Genomic DNA, 17,215 nt, shown 5'->3' on the forward strand with positions numbered 1-17,215 from the left:
TTCTAGTGACCAGCGTTACGGGCCAGGTCGATAGCGAACTGATTCACAAAATGGCCCGGCCCGGGATTGCCGCGTCCGCATGATCCGTCGGAGTCACCCGGACGTTTGACCCACAGGAACGCGTCGATGTGGCCGTTGCCGGTGGCTGTGGTGGGTTGGACGCCGAGCGCACGGCCGCTGGGATTGCACCAATACAATTCGCCGTCGGCCGGACCATTGCCGTTTCGCGAGGTGTCGATCACGTAGGGCTTGCCGCCGGTCATTCCCGAAACGGCTTCGCCGTAACCGATTTCCTCGTCGGTGGTGAAGAAGTTCGAGGTGTTGAGGCTGAAGCCCCGGGCACGGTCGATGCCGACCTGATTGAGCCGGTTGGCGATTTCCTCGGCGGGCAGCCAGCGCGAATGCCCGGCGTCGATGTACACGGCGGCGGCCGGGTCGCGGGTCAGCGCATCGACGGCGTAGCGGATCAGGTCGAAACGTTCCTGGCGCGCCTCACCCGATAGGCAGTCGGCCATATCGAGTGCATCGGGCTCGAGGACGATCATCGCCGGCCCGCCACCCAGCTGGGCCGACACGCCGTCGATCCACTGGCGGTAGGCGTCGCCCGAGCCGAACCCACCCGATGCGAAGCTGCCGCAGTCGCGATGCGGAAGGGAGTAGATGGCCAGCATCGGCATGGCGCCCGCGGCCCAGGCTCCGGTCAGGTATTTGGTCACCGCGGCGGCCGGCACGCGGTTGTCGATCCAGTACGCCTGTGGCGTGTTGGCGATGTATGCCAATTCCGGGCTGTCCGGGTTGGCGTGCGCGGCGCGCATGGCCGCCGAGTTCGGGTCGACGTAGAAGGGCGATCCGCCCGCCGGGCTGGCATCGTCGGCCAACCGGATCGCGGGGCCGGCTCCGACGGGCTCGGCGGACAGAACCATGCCGACGACGACCGCGGCCGTCAGAAACGGAGCGATCCACCGCGCGACCGCGCCAGCAGCTGAGAACATCACCGGAGAAAAACTAGTGCCGGGGGTCAATAAACGCCAACCGTCAACCCGCCGTCGAGGTCTGGACCGCGTAACTCCCCTAGACTCGGGTCACCCAACAAGGAGGCCGGGATGACCGAGTATGCCGATGTCATCTATACCGGCGGCGACATCGTCACGATCGATGAGCACAATCCCTCCGCGACCGCGCTGGCCGTGCGCGCCGGACGCATCACCGCGGTGGGCGAAAGTGATGATCTGGTGCCCGCTCACCGGGGTCCGGCGACACGGATGGTGGACCTCGACGGGGCGACCTTATTGCCGGGCTTCCTCGATCCGCACAGCCACTACATCAACTCGCTGACCGTCGCCAACCAGGTGAACGTCTTCGCCCCGCCGGCCGGACCGGGATCCGACGTCGACGCCATCGTCGCGGCGTTGCGGACGTTCCGAGACTCCCATCGCATACCACCGGGCGAGATGATCGTCGCCTACGGCTACGACGACACCCTGATGCCCGGGGGCCGGCTGCTGCACAAGGACGACCTCGACGTCGACTTCGGTGCCAACCCCGTTCTGGTCGGTCATGTCTCGATGCACGGCGCGGTGCTGAACTCCGCGGCGATGCGGATGTTCGATATCACCGCCGACACCGAGACACCGCCGGGCGGGGTGATCGTCCGCAAGGAGGGCACCACCGAGCCCGACGGATTGGTGATGGAGACAGCGTTTCTCCCGATCTTCGCCGCGATGCCCAAACCGACACCGTCGCAAGAGATCACCTGGAGCAAGGCCGGTCAGATGCTGTATGCGGCGGCGGGTATCACCACCGCGCACGAAGGCGCCACCCACGCCGCCGACGTCGAGTTGATCTACCGGGCAGCCGAGGGTGGCGCGAGGTTGATCGATGTCGTCGCCTACCCGTTCATCCTCGAACTCGACGAGGTGCTGCACCGTCATCCGCCCGCGACATTCGGCAGTTACCACAATCGGGTCAAGCTCGGCGGGGTCAAGGTCACCCTGGACGGCTCGCCGCAGGGGCGCACCGCCTACTTCACCACGCCGTATCTGGTGGACGGCCCCGACGGTCAGCACAATTGGTGCGGCGAGCTCGGCTTCAGTCAGGAAACCGTCAACGGCTGGTTCAAGCAGGTCTACGACCTGGGCCTGCCGCTCGATATCCACGCCAACGGGGACGCCGCCATCGACGTCGCGTTGTCGGCTCACGAGTTCGCTGCCGCCGGTGACTTGGGCCGAGACCGCCTGACCGTCATGGTGCATTCGCAGTTCGTCCGGCGCGACCAGCTGCAGCGGTACGTCGACTACAAGATCATCCCGTCGTTCTTCACCCCACACACCTTCTACTTCGGCGACGCCCATGTGCGACTGCGCGGTAAGACCCAGGCGGACTTCCTGTCCCCGATGCGCGCGGCGATCGACCTCGGGCTGCGCCCGACCAATCACACGGACTTCGTCGTCACCCCGCTGGATCAGATGTTCGTGGTGTGGACGGCGGTGAACCGAATCTCGCGCGGCGGCGCAACCATCGGCGCCGACCAGCGGGTCACTCCCCTCGAGGCGCTCAAGGCCATCACCATCAACGCGGCGCGCCAGTACCGCGAGGCGGACACCAAGGGCTCGCTGGAGGCGGGCAAGCTCGCCGACCTCGTCGTCCTCGACGGCAATCCGCTGACGGTCGACCCCGACGCGATCAAGGACATCCGCGTGGTCGAGACCATCAAAGAGGGGGAAACCGTCTACCGCGGGTAGCCCGCGATCAGGGTGTGAGCAGCACCTTGACATGCTCCCCGGAGCGCGACGCGACCGCGGCGTAACCCTCGGCAGCCGCCTCGAGCGGCAGCGTCGTGGTGAAGATGCCCTCGACGTCGAGGCGGCCGTTCTGCAACAGCGGGATCAGTTCCGGCCAGGTGCTCTGCACGGGCGCGGTGGTCATCCGCAGGGTGAGGCTGCGCAGCAGGGCGGTCAGCGCGGGGAACGGATACGGGTTGAGGTTGTGCACCCCGACCACCGAGACCGTGCCGCCGGCTCGGACCGTGGCCAGTGAATCGTCCAGCGACGTGTCGTTGCCGACGGCGTCGATGACCGAGTCGGCACCGATACCGCCGGTGGCGTCCATGACCGCCTGCAGCGCGGGCGCCGGAAGCGGTGTCCCGCCCATCCGCTCCGCCCGGTCACGCCGGGCGGCGACCGGATCCACCGCGAAAACTCTTGCCGCACCGAGGAACAACGCACTGCGCAGCGCGCACAGACCGACCGCGCCCAAACCGATGACCACGGCGGTGCCGCCGACGGGAATGTCAGCGCGTTTGGCGGCAGCCCAGCCGGTGGCCAGATTGTCGGTGAGTAGCAGAGCCTGCTCGGTGTTGATGTTCTCCGGCATCTTCAGCAGCTGGAAGTCCGCGGCCGGGACAGCCAGCAGCTCGGCCTGAGCCCCGCCGAGGACCCCGGAACCGAAGATCTGCGGGCCCGATGCGCACAGGATCGGATCCTTGGTCGCGCAGCCGGCGCAGGCTCCACAGCCGGCCACCGATGACACCAGGACCTGATCGCCCACCTTGACCGTGTGCACCTCCGGCCCGGCCTCGACGACGGTGCCGATGGCCTCGTGGCCCAGTGAGACGGGCGCGAAGAGCGGATAGTCGCCCTCGTAGAAGTGCAGGTCCGAACCGCAGATGGCGGTCGCCGTCACCTGGACGACGGCGCCGGCCGGGCCGGGCAGTACCGGGTCCGGCCAGCTGTCGACCCGCACAGATCCCGGTGTATCGATGAGAACCGCACGCATAGCTGCTCCTCACTTCCCCTTTGTCACAACGAAGTTCGACCAATCAGGGGTACGAACCGCGTTCCAGTACACCGGCAGACGCCACGGGCTCACCGTGTGGATCTCGCCGGCGGCGTTCTTGAAGTACGAATGCTTGATCGACGGGTGCGCCCAGACCATGGTGTTGATCTCGGCTTGATGACGCCGATGCCACTCCTCGGTGGCCTCAACCGTCGGCTCGATTGCCTTCCAACCGTTGGCGATCACCTCGGCCAGGCAGTCGTTGATGTAGCGCATCTGCAGCTCGGAATTGAAGATCAGGCTGCCGCCGTGCGCCAGATGGTTGCCCGGGCCGTAGATCATGAAGAAGTTCGGGAACCCCGGCACGGTGATGCCCAGGTACCCTGCGGGCCGCTCTCCCCAGGCGGCGCGCAGATCCGTCCCGTCGCGGCCGGTGATCGTCATCGGATACAACACCTCGGTGGCGCGGAATCCGGTGGCGTAGATGATGACGTCGACGTCGTGGGCCACTCCGTCGGCGGTGACCACGGCGTGCGGTGTGATGCGTTCGATCGGGGTGCGTACCAGCTCGACGTCGTCGCGGCGCAGTGTGGACAGCCAGGTTCCGTTGTCCTGCAACGTGCGTTTGCCCGTCGCGGGATAGTCCGGCAGCACCTTGGCCAGCAGGTCGGCGTCATCACCGACTCCGGTGGTGATCCAGTCGGTGAACATCAGGCGCGCCACGGCGTTGATCTCGCTGACCGCGTAGTTCGGGTCGTCGGGGTGGGTGTAGGCGGGATCCGAACGGGCGGCCTCCAGCCCTTTGTCCGCTCCGGGCCACATCACCAGAAAGCGGTACCAACGGTTGTAGTACGGAAGGTGATTCATCGCCCAGCGCACCCCGTCCCCGACGCTGTCGTGGTACATCGGGTTGGGGAACATCCACTGGGCGGTGCGCTGGAACACGGTCAGATGCTCAACCTGGTCGGCGATCGCCGGGGCGATCTGGAAACCGCTGGCTCCCGCCCCGATGAGTGCCACCCGCTTGCCGGTCAGGTCGACGGAGTGATCCCAGGCCGCCGAGTGGAAGGCCGGCCCCTCGAAGGTGTCGGCGCCCTCGATATCGGGAAATTGGGGCCGGTTCAACTGCCCGACCGCGGTGATGACCGCCCTGGCGCGGATGCTGGACTCGGTTCCGTCCCTGCCGCGCACGACCACCAGCCAGGTGCCGTCGTCGTCGTTCCAGTCCGCCGACACCACTTCGGTCTGCCAACGGACGTTCTCGTCCAGCCGGTGGCGGGCAAGGACCGATTCGAAGTAGGCCCGCAGTTCGGGCTGCTCGGCGAAATAGTGCGACCAGTCGTTGCTCGGTTCGAAGCTGTAGCAGTAGAAGTGATTGGCGACATCGACACGGGCACCGGGATAGCTGTTCTCCCACCATGTTCCGCCCGGCCCGGCGTTCTTCTCCACGATGGTGAACGGGATATTGGCCTGTTTGAGGCGGATTCCGGCGAGTAGGCCCGATTCGCCACACCCGATCACGACGACCGGGAAGTCGGCGGCCGCCACGGGATCCAGCGCCGCGGGACGGCGGGGGTCGACGTCCTCGAGGTCCATCTCCTCCAGGACCATCGGGCGGTACTCATCGTCGACATGCTCGCAGGCGGCCCAGTCGAGCATCTCGCCGATCAGCTCGGGGCTCAGCGGCACCGGCCCCGGGCAGCCGCGGTCGCGGTACTCGGCGATGACGGGCAACGCGACCGCACGGGCCCGGGCCTTGTCCTCCTCGGACATGAAACCCTGCACCTCGTTGAGGAAGACGCCGGCCTGCTTGAACTCGCGGATGAAGCGGGGGTCGCCGGTGATGTGCACCAATGACAGCAGCAGCGTGGGGATGCTGACCTGCTCCAACGCGGCGGCGATCTCGGCGTCCGAGGACGTGAACGGTTGGCCCGCATACGGATTGGTCGTCATTGACGGTTTCCTCTCGGCGATCTGCAATTACGCTACGCATCGTTCCGTAATTGCCGCCACCACGATACTGTCTCCTGCGGTCATGGATCAAGGTCCTGTCCCTAGCCGGACCCGGGTTGCCATACTGGGCGGCGTGGCCAACACCGACATCCATCCCGAGCTGCGCAGCGCCGCGCGGTTCACCCCCCGCAAGCTCATCTATCCCCGGACGCTGCCGATCCTGCGCCGGCTGACCGCCCTGCAGAGACCCAAGAACGAAGGTGTCGAGGTGCTGACGCTGGAGTCCGGCGTCGGCATCCGTCTCTACCGGCCCGCCGGGGCCTCCGCGACCACCCCGGCGCTGCTGTGGATCCACGGCGGCGGCTACGTGCTGGGCACCGCCGCCCAGGACGACGTGATGTGCCGGCGGTTCGTGAAGGATCTGGGAATCACGGTGGCCGCCGTCGACTACCGCCTGGCCCCGGAGCACCCGTATCCCGCGCCGCTGGAGGACTGCTACACCGCGCTCGAATGGCTGGCCGGGCTGCCCGCCGTCGACGAGAACCGGATCGCGATCGGCGGGGCCAGCGCCGGCGGTGGACTCACCGCGGCCCTGGCACTGTTGGCCCGGGACCGCGCCGGGGTGAAACCGGTCTTCCAGCTGCTGGTCTACCCGATGATCGACGACCGGAGCGTGGGTCTGCACCTCGAGGATCCGGGTCAGCGGCTGTGGAACGCCACCAGCAACCGGTTCGGCTGGCAGTCCTATCTCGGTGGTGCCGATCCGGAGGTGGCGGTGCCCGCGCGGCGGACCGATCTCGCCGGCCTGCCACCGGCCTGGCTTGGGGTCGGAACACTGGACCTGTTCCACGACGAAGACCTTGATTATGCGGACCGGTTGCGGGCCGCGGGCGTGCCGTGCGACGTCCACGTGGTGCCGGGGGCGTTCCACGGTTTCGACGGCATCGCACCGAAAGCCGATATCTCCAACGCGTTCTTCTACAGCCAGTGTGAGAGCCTGCGCCAAAGTTTCGGGGACTGAGTCCAATGCCGGCGGCGCTGACCACCGAGCAGCGGGACCTGGCCGACGCGGTGGCAGATGTGATGGCCAAGCGCTCACCGGAGACCGAGGTGCGCCGGCTGATGGCCACCGACACCGGATACGACCCGGCGGTCTGGGCCGAGCTCGCCGCGATGGGTCTACTGGGCCTGGCGATACCCGAGGCGCTCGGCGGCTCCGGCGCCGGCGCGGTCGAGGTGGGACTGGTGATGGAGGCCATGGGCCGGGCGCTGTTGTGCGGGCCCTACCTGTCGACCGCGGTGCTGACCACCAACCTGTTGCTGGCCCTCGGCGACACCCGGGAACAGGCCGATGTCCTCCCGCGCATCGCCGCGGGCGAGTTCCTTGCGACGGTGGCGTTCGCCGAGCCGGGTTCGGCCCGACCGCCTGCCTCGCCGGATACCACCGCGCGTGCGGCCGGGTTCGACTGGTTGTTGTCGGGCACCAAGACCTACGTACTCGACGCGACGATCGCCCAGCGCATCTACGTCCTGGCCGGGAACTCGATCTTCGCGGTGGCGCCCGACTCTCCCGGTCTGGAGATCAGCGCACTGTCGACGGTCGATCAGACCCGCAAGCAGGGCCGGCTGGTATTGCGCGACACGCCGGCCCGGCTGGTGGGCGCCCTGGAGGCCGGGTCCGTCGCACTCGATCGGGCGCTGGATGCCGCGTCAGTGGCACTATCGGGCGAGCAGGCCGGCGGCGCGATGCACGCCATGCGGATGGCTGCCGACTACGCCAAAACCCGGTTCCAGTTCGGGCGGGCGATCGGCAGCTTCCAGGCGGTCAAGCACATGTGCGCCGACATGCTGCTGGAAGCGGAATCGGCGTTATCCGCGGCCCGGCACGTCGCCGCCGCCTTCGACGCGGACGATCCCGATTGTCTTCTGGATCTGGCTGCGGCGCAAGCGTATTGCTCGGAAGCATTCGTGACGGTCGCAGCGAACACCATCCAGGTGCACGGCGGTATCGGCTTCACCTGGGAGCACCCCGCACACCTGTACCTGCGACGGGCCAGGACCGACGCCGAGTTGTTCGGTGACCCGGCATGGCACCGGGAGCGTTATGTGCGACTGCGGGAGGCTCAGCAGTGACCGACGACGATGTGCGTGACGAGGTCCGCCGATGGCTGACCGCCAACTGGGATGCCACCCTGGACCGCGGCCGCTGGGCCCAGTTGGTGTTCGACGCCGGCTGGGCCGTGCCGAGCTGGGAACCGCAGTGGTGGGGCCGCGGGTTGAGCGACCCGCAATCCCGCATCGTGGCAGCCGAATTCGCCGCGGTGGGCGCCCCGGGCACCGGTCACGATCGAGCGAACCTGTTCGCGTGCACGCTGCACGATCTGGGGACCGACGAGCAGAAGCACCGCCTCATTCCGCCGTCGATCCGCGGCGAGACGAAGTGGTGCCTGCTGTACTCGGAGCCGGGTGCGGGTTCGGACCTGGCCGGGTTGCGGACCAGGGCCGAGCAGGACGGCGACGACTGGGTGATCGACGGCCAGAAGGTGTGGACATCGTTCGCCACGTCAGCCGACTACGGTCTGCTGGTGGCGCGCACGGATTGGGATGCGCCCAAGCACAACGGAATCAGCTTCTTCATGTTCCCGATGCGCCAGGCCGGCGTCGAGGTCCGCCCGATCCACCAGATCACCGGCGAATCGGAATTCAACGAGGTCTTCATCTCCGGCGCGCACGTGCCCGATGCGAACCTGGTCGGTGAACCGGGCGGCGGCTGGGCGGTGCTGCAGGTGGCGTTGTCCTATGAGCGCCGGTTGATGGGTGACCTGGCTCGCACATCGCGTTCGGCCCGCAAGCCGCAGGCCGACTCCGACAGCCTGGTCGAGATGGCCCGCCGCTCCGGCAAGCTCGGCGACTCCTTCATCCGGCAGGAGATCGCCCGGGTCGAGGCGTACGCCGCGGTGAACCGGTGGAACACCCAACGGGCCAAGGCCACCACCGATCGGGCCGAGGCCGCCACATTGCTGGCGCTGGGCAAGATCGCGATGTCGCGGATCCTGCACGAAACGGCCAAGGTTCAGACCGCGATCGCCGGCCCCGAGGCAATGCTGAGCGGTCCGGACAACCCGTTGGGTGACGCGGTGACGTTTCGAACTCTCAATGCGTATTTCACCTCTATCGGCGGTGGCACCGACCAGATCCAGCGCAACATCATCGGCGAGCGGATCTTGGGCCTGCCCAAAGAGCCGGAGCCCTATCGGAATACCCCATTTCGCGAGCTCCCTACCTCCAGCGATTTCGGCGCGCTAACCGCCGGTGAGCGAACGAAAACGCGCCGAAATCGCTAGGGGAGGTGGCCGCCGATGACGGTGGCGGTCACCAGGTCGGCGTCGAGCGCATCGAGGACCTCGGCCGGCGGTGCGCTCAGCACACACAGGTCCCCGGGCTGCCCCGGTTCGACGGTCCGGGCGACATCGGGACGCTCGGCATACCCGGTGAACATCGCGAGAGCCGTCGCAGCTGAAACGCATTCGCTGGCGTTGAGCACCGAACCACTGCCCGCAGTGCGGCGCACGGCGGCACGCATCGCCGCCCACGGGTCGGCACCGCCGAACGGCAGGTCCGTCGAGAGGGCGACCCGCACGCCGGCCCGCCGCAGCGACGCCAGCCGCCACAGCCCGGGCTGATCGGCAGGATCGACGTCGGCGAGGTATTGGTCACCCCGTTCGGCGACGAAGTTGGGTTGGGTCACCACCAGGACACCCAACCCGGCGAGCTCGGCCAGGGTGTCGGCCGGCACCACCGCGGCGTGTTCGATCCGGTCGCCAGGGTGCACGCCGGCCGTCTGCAGGGCAGCCAGGCTGACGACCAATTGGCCAGCGGTCACACAATGCAGGGCGACCGGCCCCCCGGCGCGATGCCGTCCGCCGATCCAGTCGGTCAGCTCGTCGAGGTCCAGCGAATCGTCGTGCAGGATCCGCTTTCCCGGGGCCAGCCAGTGCACCCGCTGACAGAGCCCGCCGTGCCGGTGCTCCTCGGTCAGCGTGACGATGTCGTCGGCGCCCAGGCCCGGGGTGGCATCGGTGACTCCGGTGACGCCGTAGCCCAGCAGGCGGCGGCTGATCGCGGCCAAATTGGTGTCGCGGCGCGCGACCGCGTCCGACCAGCTGTCGTAGCTTCGCAGCCTGCCATCGGGGTGGTCGGGTAGGCCGACAGCGGCCAGGCCTGCCGAGTTCAGGAACCACAGCACGCCGCTGCGATGCTGAATACGCACCGGCACATCTGCTCTGAGCTCGTCGAGCACCGATCGATCCAGCGGGCCCGCCGCGGACTCGTGATAGCCCACGGCTCGGACCCAGCCGTCGACTCCGACCGGCGCGGTGCTCAGTACGTCGGCGAGATCGGCGTGGGTGCGCACCTTGGCGGGCCCGATCTGGACGGAATCGAGTGCGGCGGCCGCGGCCCGGAGATGCACATGGTGATCATGCAGACCCGGTATCACCGTGCCGCCGGCCGCATCGAGCACCGTCTCGGCCGGCCTCGGAGTCAGCGCATCGGCCACCTGTTCAATGTGGGAGCTCACCCGGACGTCGGCGACCCGACCGTCGAGCAGGTGTGTTCGCTGGATCAGCATGGGACCGAATTCCGCTGGATGACTATGGCTTCGACCGCTGCGTTGTCGGCACCGAGCTCCGCTGCACGCGCGGTGGGCGGTGGAGGTTGCGGCGGTGCGGCGGCTATCGGGGATGTCGACGGCCGGGTAGGAAGCGTCGCGTAACTCGCCGCGACAGCCGACATCGCCACCTCGAGGGTTTCTCCCCCGCCGCGACTCAGTGAATTCGCCACGGCCAGAGCTGATTCCATCCCGGTGAGCGGATCGGCGATGGCGTCGCCGCAGAACACCGGACCGTCGATGCTGGTTCCGAGCAAGCCGCCCGCCACCGCGGCGTCGTCACCGAAGGCAGCACGGTGCGAATCCTGGCCATACCCACTGACCCGCAGCCACACTCTGCCGTTGGGCCCGGGCAGCGTCTCCGGACTCAGGCCTCGCCGGGCCAGCGCGCCGGGCCGCGACCCCTCGATCACGATGTCGGCGGCTGCCAGCAACGCCCGCAGGCGTTCGCGGTCGCGGTCGAAATCCAATGCATAAGAGAGTTTCCCGTGATTGATCCAGTCGTAGAAGGCCTTGTTGCCGGACCGGGTTCCGTCCGGGCGGGCCGGGCTCTCCACCTTGACGACGGTGGCGCCGCCGGCGGCGAGCATCCGGCCACACAGTGGGCCCGCCCACATCGACGACAGGTCGGCCACCAGCAAGCCCTGCGCTGGGCGGGGCACCGCCCGACGCCCGCACGGGCGGACCCGGACGGGCGCGGCGATCGCCTCGCCGACCCGAGCCACCGGCAGGTTCAGCAGCGCGGCCCGTTCCACGATGTCGCCGCCATCACGTTGGGCGGCCCAGCGGGCGATCACCGGCCAGGGATCGTCGGGCACGGAGTCGGCTTCAACGAGGGCGGGCATGGCGGCGATGTCGTCGACACGGGACAGGGTCAGCGCCCACCAACCGTCCCGCGACCGCATCAGCCGGGTTGCCCCGCCGGCCGAGGTTCGGCCGCGTCGGTGCAGTCCGAGCAACGCAGCCCGGCCGGTCAGTAGTGTCGCGGCATCAACGCCGATTCCCAGAAGCTGAGTGAGGTCCGCGGCGACGGTTGCCGCACGGTCCAGCACCGCCGACCGCGAATGGTCGGGCGGGCCGTCGGGGAGCCCGGTCAGCCAGGCCAGGCCGCTGCCCGCCCAGTCGGTGCCGGAGACGTTCACCCGACAAGTATCCCCTCACGCCCAAACCGACATTCCGCCGGGAAACTGCGAGTGAACACCCGCACAACGTCGATCTCGGCGTCGGTTTAGAACTGAAGCGCGCTGAACCGCCAGTCCAACACCGGCCGGTCGGTGCCGTCGGCGGCCGCCGCATAGACCAGCGAGCGCAGGGCGAGCACCCCACCGCGGTCACCGGCCAACGGCCGGGCTGCTTCGATGTGCAGGTCGCTGTACAACGTGTCGCCCTCGTGCACCGGGCCGGTGTGATCACAGGACTGCCAACCCAGCACGGTCGCCAGGTTCGGCAGCAGTCGGCTGGCCTGGGCCAGGGCCAATCCGATGGTGTGCCCGCCGTAGACCAGGCGCTGGCCACCGATTCGTGAATCATGGTGAGTGGCGGCGATATTCAGACTGAGCCGGGCCAACTCGGGTGCTGAGCTGACGACGTCACCGGTACTGTGTAGCACCGAGCCAGCCATGTCGGGGTAGAAGTGCGGCCCGGGGACCCGTTCCCGGAAGGTCGCCGCGTTCCAGTCGAGGGTCGGATCCGGGGCGGGCGCCAGCTCGGCGCCGACCCGGGCCAGGTCGTCGGCGTGACCGGTGTCGGCGGCATTGGGACTCAGCGGCAGCATCGCGCAGCGGTAGAAGTCCAGCACCAGCCTGCCGACCTGGTCGATCGTGGTCATCCGTAGCGCCGCCAGACCCGTCGGCGCGCGGCCGGGTTTGGCGGTGTTCTGGCGCAGGCCGACCACCTCGGTGCGGGTGAACATGGTGTCGCCGACGATCGGGTAGCGGTAGAAGGTCAGCCCCCGGTAGAACAGGTTCGCCTTGACCCGCTGGGTTGCCAATGTGCTCTGGCCGATCGCGACGTCGCAGACCAGCCCCGGATGGGCCAGCGGGCCGTCACTGCCGACGACAGCGTGCGCCAGGTCCGCGTCCAGGGAGAGCCGCAACCGGTCCCCGAGAATGGCCTGGTGGGTCGCCGCGGCACCCGAGCTCAGAGTCATCGACGGTGCCCAGTCGAAGACCTGGCCGACCACCAGATCGTCGAAATAGGGACCACCGGCTTCGCCGCCGCCGATATGGCCGTACAAAGTCACAGTCACTCATACTGGTAGTTCCCTCGACTTCGTGTCAATATGGCCGTACATTTCCCGATCTTGGAGCGGACCTTGGTGAGCACTGCACTCGACGATGAAGAAACGATGCTGGTGGAAACGGTGCGGGCGTTCGTCGACCGGGACGTCAAACCCACGATCCGCGAGGTCGAGCACGCCAACACCTATCCCGAGGCGTGGATCGAACAGATGAAGCGGATCGGTGTTTACGGGCTGGCGATCAGTGAGCAGTACGGCGGCTCCCCGGTCTCGATGCCCTGCTACGTCGAGATCACCCAGGAGCTCGCCCGCGGATGGATGAGCCTGGCCGGGGCGATGGGCGGGCACACCGTGGTCGCCAAGCTGCTGGAGACCTTCGGCACCGAGGAGCAGAAGCAGACCTATCTGCCCCCGATGGCCACCGGCGCGCTGCGGGCCACCATGGCGCTGACGGAACCCGGCGGCGGGTCGGATCTGCAGAACATGGCCACCCTCGCCCGCCGCGACGGCGATGAGCTGGTGATCACCGGGGCGAAGACCTGGATCAGCAATGCCCGTATGTCCGGTCTGATCGCCCTGCTGTGCAAGACCGATCCGCAGGCCACGCCCCGGCACAAGGGCATCTCGGTGGTGCTCGTCGAATCGCCGACCGCCGGGCTGACGATCTCGCGCGATCTGCCCAAGCTCGGCTACAAAGGGGTCGAATCGTGCGAGTTGGCCTTCGACGAATGCCGGGTGCCGGTCACCGCGATTCTGGGCGGAGAGCCCGGGCGCGGCTTCAGCCAGATGATGAAAGGTCTTGAGACCGGCCGTATTCAGGTGGCATCCCGGGCACTGGGGGTGGCGACGGCGGCGCTGGAGGACGCACTGGCCTACGCCCAGGACCGGGAAAGCTTCGGCCAGCCGATCTGGAAGCACCAGTCGATCGGCAACTACCTAGCCGATATGGCCACCAAGCTGACCGCCGCCCGCCAGCTGACCCGCTACGCCGCCGAACGCTATGACAGCGGCCAGCGTTGTGACATGGAGGCCGGCATGGCCAAGCTGTTCGCCTCCGAGGTCGCGATGGAGATCGCGCTGAACGCGGTGCGCATCCACGGTGGCTACGGGTACTCCACCGAATATGACGTCGAGCGCTACTTCCGCGACGCGCCGCTGATGATCGTCGGTGAGGGCACCAACGAGATCCAGCGCAATGTCATCGCCGGCCAACTCGTCGCTCGCGGAGGCATTTGATGCCGACATCAGACTTGCGAGGCATCCAGGGCCGCCGATGAAACCCGAACCCGCGTATCAAGTTCTGCGGCAACGGCTTCGCGATGAGATCGCTTCCGGGGCCTACCCTGAGGGAGTCCGGCTGCCGACCGAGTCCGAGTTGGTCGCCGAGCACGGGTTGTCCCGCCAGACGGTGCGCCGGGCGTTTCAGGATCTGGTGGCCGAGGGCGTGGTCCACCGGGTGCCTGGGCGGGGCACGTACGCCAATCGGGGATATTTGCGGCAGCTGGGTTCGATCGAGGACCTGATGAGCCTGTCCGAGGACACCACCATGGAAGTCCTGCAGGGCCTTTCCCGCCGCGTCGACGTCAGCGCGGCCAGCCGGCTCAGACTGGATGACGACGTCGTCCACACCGTGGTGTTCCGACGCCTGCACGACCGGAGGGCAGGAGCGCAGCGACCCGGGGAAAACGACGGAGTTCCCTTCGTGGTGACCACGGTGCACCTGCCCGACGCGATGGCCCGACTGGTCTTCGACTCGCCGGATCTCGCCGACGGCGCCGTCGGCACCAACACCGTCATCGGCGTTCTCGAGCCGCACCTCGACCAGCCCATCGCAGAGGCGGCGCAGTCGATCACCGTGGCCCCGGCCGACGAGGTGGTCGCCGGGGCGCTCGGCTGCGACCCCGGGCATCCGATGCTGCGGGTGGACCGGCTGTACTCCGACGCCGCCGGTACCCCCGTCGAGCTGTCGGTCAGCCATTTCCTGCCCGAGCAGTACACCTATCGGGTCACGTTGCGCCGCTCGAGCTGACCTCGTCGACCAGCCCCCACGCCAGCGCGGTTGCCGGATCGATCGTCCGGCCTGAGAGCACCAAATAGGCTGTGCGCCAACGCCCGATGCGCCGGGTGATGCTCAACGTGCCGCCGGCTCCGGGAATGAGCCCCAACGTCAGTTCGGGAAGACCCAGCACCGCGTCCGGGTGACAGACCACCCACCCGCAGAACGACGCCATCTCCAGTCCGCTGCCCAGCACACGACCGTGGATCTCGGCGCGGCAGGACCGTCCGAGCCGGCGTGTGAGCTCGTCGAGGGCAAGCGCGGGGCTGTGTCGGGTGCGGGCCAGATGCGCGGCGGCCGGATCGGCGAAGGTGCCGAACTCGCCGAGATCCCCACCGCTGCAGAAGGACGGGCCGTTGCCACCGAGGACCACCTCGGTGACCGTGTCGTCCAGCAGTGCGACGCTGAGCGCCTCCAGCAACAGTGCTCGGGCATCGGTGCTGAAGGCGTTGTGCCGCAACGGGCGATTGAACCGGATCCGCAGCGTTGCACCGTCGCGCTCGGCCAGGACCGGATCGGGGATATCGGGAAGTGTGGCCGGACCGCGCTCGGCTAGCCAGCCGGCGAACTCAGGGCCGGCCTGCAGCGTCGAGTAGGCCAGTGATTCGGTGACGATCCCCGGCAGTGCGGGCCCGGTCACGTCGACACATCGCAGCACGTCGTCGCACACCGCGCTGGCGATCGGCCACCGCTGACAGCGCTCGGCCAGTTCGGCCACTGTGCGGTCAACCGACTCCACCGTGACGAACCGGCGATCCTCATGCTCGGTGTCGGTAAGCGCGACCGTCGCGGTGTCAAGCCAGAATTCACCGTCCGGTGTGGACGACTCCCCCACTGCCACCACGACATCCGGCGGATCGGTCACCCCGATCGGGGGCGGGTCGGACAGGTCCACGACCAACATCAGTCGAGCGTTCCGCTATCCGGTCGCTGCGGGCGAATACTTGGAGATCAGCTCCTGCTTGTACAGCTTGCCGGTATCGGTGCGGGGCAGCGTCGTCTCGAACGAGATGGACCGCGGGCACTTGTAGTGCGTCAACCGATCTCGCAGCCACGTCATCAGCTCGGCGGCGAATTCGTCGGTCGCATCGGCTGCGTCGACGAGCTGAACCACACCCTTGACACTTTGGCCCATCTCCTCATCGGGGATGCCGAACACCGCGGCATCCATCACCTTGGGATGGGTGACGAGCATATTCTCGGCTTCCTGCGGATAGATGTTCACCCCACCGGAAATGATCATGTGGTGCCGCCGGTCGGTGAGGTAGAGGTAGCCGTCCTCGTCGACGTATCCGATGTCGCCGACCGATTTCCAACCGCGGCTGTCCCGCGACTTCGCCGTCTTCTCAGGGTCATTGAGGTATTCGAAGTCGAAGCCGCCCTCGAAGTAGATCTCCCCTGCCTGGCCGGGTGGCAGTTCGTTGCCGTCCTCGTCGAGGATGTGCAGACCACCCATCATCGGCTTGCCCACCGATCCCGGGTGTGCCAGCCAGTCCTCGGCGGTGATCAGCGTCGACCCGATCGCCTCGGAGGAGGCGTAGTACTCGTCGACGATCGGTCCCCACCAGTCGATCATCTGCTTCTTGATCTCGACTGGACACGGCGCCGCGGCATGCATGATCCGCTGCAGGCTCGACAAGTCGTACGAATTACGCACATCCTCAGGCAGTTTCAGCATCCGGGTGAACATCACCGGGACGAACTGGCCGTGAGTGACGCCGTAGCGCTGGATCGCGTCGAGGCAGCCTTCCGCGTCGAACTTCTCCAGCACCACGGTGGTGATACCGCCTGCCAGCGTCTGCATCGACCAGACCGACGGCGCGGTGTGGTACAGCGGCGCCGGACTGATGTACACCGCCTGCGGGTTCATCCAGAACGAGACCAGCGCAGCCATGATGCCGGGCACTTCGGCGGGAGGGAGATGGGGCAGTTCGCGTTTGATGCCCTTCGGGCGTCCGGTGGTGCCCGAGGAGTACTGCAGCAGATCGCCCTCGATCTCGTCGTCGATGGGTGTATCCGGCTGGTCCGCAATGCATTCCGGGTAGCTCAGCCAGCCGTCAAGCTCGCTGGAGGCGTTGGTCGCCGACGTTTCGGCTCCGTCGGTGATGATGAGCAGCGGCGGCATGGTCGGCAGTTCGGCGCTGAGCCCGGCGAGTGTCTCGCGCAGCGCGACCGAGCCGATGACGACCTTGGCCGCGCTGTTGTCGATGATGTAGGCGGCCTCCGCCGCCGTCAGGTGGGTGTTGATCGGCACGTAGTACAGCCCACAGCGACGGGCGGCCCACAACACGGTGTGGAAATGCTCGTTGTTCTCGATGAGGACGGCGACGGCGTCGCCCTCGCGCAGTCCAGACTTCCGGAACAGGTGCGCCAGCTGATTCGCCCGCGCTTCCATCTCACCGAAGGTGACAGTCTTTCCGGACGGATACAGGACGACGGCCGGCTTGTCGGGACTGGCCTCGGCATGCTCGCGGATCTGCATGAATGCACTGTACGACAGGGCCAGTTGACGGGTGTCAACTGG

General features: G+C 67.6%; 14 protein-coding genes. 6 read left to right on the forward strand and 8 right to left on the reverse strand.

The genetic code is table 11. The features are described from left to right. Positions 1-2: 2 nt before the first annotated feature. Positions 3-992 (reverse strand): glycoside hydrolase family 6 protein, encoded by a 990-nt coding sequence (locus tag ORI27_RS16500; RefSeq protein ID WP_265998103.1) that lies wholly within the window; start codon positions 990-992, stop codon positions 3-5. Between the two features lie 111 nt (positions 993-1,103). Here ORI27_RS16500 and ORI27_RS16505 point away from each other — a divergent pair, with 111 nt between their 5' ends. Beyond that, positions 1,104-2,741: an amidohydrolase gene (locus ORI27_RS16505; protein ID WP_265998027.1), complete on the forward strand. Its 1,638-nt coding sequence runs from the start codon at positions 1,104-1,106 to the stop codon at positions 2,739-2,741. Between the two features lie 7 nt (positions 2,742-2,748). Here the strand turns inward: ORI27_RS16505 and ORI27_RS16510 are convergent, their stop codons facing one another. Both ORI27_RS16510 and ORI27_RS16515 read right to left on the reverse strand, forming a co-directional pair. After that, positions 2,749-3,774, reverse strand: coding sequence for an alcohol dehydrogenase catalytic domain-containing protein (locus ORI27_RS16510; protein ID WP_265998026.1), 1,026 nt, complete (start codon positions 3,772-3,774; stop codon positions 2,749-2,751). Between the two features lie 9 nt (positions 3,775-3,783). Beyond that, positions 3,784-5,727, reverse strand: a complete 1,944-nt coding sequence (locus ORI27_RS16515) for a flavin-containing monooxygenase (RefSeq protein WP_265998025.1) — start codon at positions 5,725-5,727, stop codon at positions 3,784-3,786. A gap of 133 nt (positions 5,728-5,860) precedes the next feature. Here ORI27_RS16515 and ORI27_RS16520 point away from each other — a divergent pair, with 133 nt between their 5' ends. The 3 genes from ORI27_RS16520 to ORI27_RS16530 are packed head-to-tail and all read left to right on the forward strand — an operon-like array spanning position 5,861 to position 9,071. Continuing rightward, positions 5,861-6,748 carry an alpha/beta hydrolase gene (locus ORI27_RS16520; protein ID WP_265998023.1) on the forward strand — a complete coding sequence of 296 codons (888 nt, stop codon included), beginning with the start codon at positions 5,861-5,863 and terminating at the stop codon, positions 6,746-6,748. A 5-nt stretch (positions 6,749-6,753) separates the two neighbouring features. After that, positions 6,754-7,860: an acyl-CoA dehydrogenase family protein gene (locus tag ORI27_RS16525; RefSeq protein WP_265998022.1), complete on the forward strand. Its 1,107-nt coding sequence runs from the start codon at positions 6,754-6,756 to the stop codon at positions 7,858-7,860. Further along, the gene (locus tag ORI27_RS16530; RefSeq protein ID WP_265998021.1) at positions 7,815-9,071 is read left to right on the forward strand and encodes an acyl-CoA dehydrogenase family protein; all 1,257 of its coding nucleotides are present in this window, start codon (positions 7,815-7,817) and stop codon (positions 9,069-9,071) included. Before ORI27_RS16525 ends, ORI27_RS16530 begins: the two co-directional genes overlap by 46 nt. Here ORI27_RS16530 and ORI27_RS16535 read toward each other — a convergent pair. The 3 genes from ORI27_RS16535 to ORI27_RS16545 form a co-directional block, all read right to left on the reverse strand. Next, positions 9,068-10,357 (reverse strand): amidohydrolase family protein, encoded by a 1,290-nt coding sequence (locus ORI27_RS16535; RefSeq protein WP_265998020.1) that lies wholly within the window; start codon positions 10,355-10,357, stop codon positions 9,068-9,070. The genes ORI27_RS16530 and ORI27_RS16535 overlap by 4 nt on opposite strands. Beyond that, positions 10,351-11,538, reverse strand: coding sequence for a CoA transferase (locus ORI27_RS16540; RefSeq protein ID WP_265998018.1), 1,188 nt, complete (start codon positions 11,536-11,538; stop codon positions 10,351-10,353). The genes ORI27_RS16535 and ORI27_RS16540 overlap by 7 nt, the downstream gene beginning before the upstream one ends. A gap of 86 nt (positions 11,539-11,624) precedes the next feature. Next, the gene (locus ORI27_RS16545; RefSeq protein ID WP_265998102.1) at positions 11,625-12,545 is read right to left on the reverse strand and encodes a hotdog family protein; all 921 of its coding nucleotides are present in this window, start codon (positions 12,543-12,545) and stop codon (positions 11,625-11,627) included. A 168-nt stretch (positions 12,546-12,713) separates the two neighbouring features. Between ORI27_RS16545 and ORI27_RS16550 the strand changes: the two genes are divergently transcribed. Beyond that, positions 12,714-13,871, forward strand: a complete 1,158-nt coding sequence (locus ORI27_RS16550; RefSeq protein ID WP_265998017.1) for an acyl-CoA dehydrogenase family protein — start codon at positions 12,714-12,716, stop codon at positions 13,869-13,871. A 37-nt stretch (positions 13,872-13,908) separates the two neighbouring features. Next, complete coding sequence (locus tag ORI27_RS16555; RefSeq protein WP_265998016.1) at positions 13,909-14,664, forward strand: GntR family transcriptional regulator; 756 nt, start codon at positions 13,909-13,911, stop codon at positions 14,662-14,664. Here the strand turns inward: ORI27_RS16555 and ORI27_RS16560 are convergent. Beyond that, a complete protein-coding gene (locus tag ORI27_RS16560; protein WP_265998101.1) occupies positions 14,642-15,598 on the reverse strand; it encodes an enoyl-CoA hydratase/isomerase family protein in 957 nt (318 codons plus the stop codon). The two genes, ORI27_RS16555 and ORI27_RS16560, sit on opposite strands and share 23 nt — an antisense overlap. Positions 15,599-15,610: 12 nt before the next feature. Then, entirely contained in the window at positions 15,611-17,173 is a 1,563-nt protein-coding gene (gene fadD4, locus ORI27_RS16565) for a fatty-acid--CoA ligase FadD4 (protein WP_265998015.1), read from the reverse strand. Between the last annotated feature and the right edge of the window lie 42 nt (positions 17,174-17,215).

It is taken from the genome of Mycobacterium pinniadriaticum, assembly GCF_026242045.1.
Classification (GTDB): Bacteria; Actinomycetota; Actinomycetes; order Mycobacteriales; family Mycobacteriaceae; genus Mycobacterium; species Mycobacterium pinniadriaticum.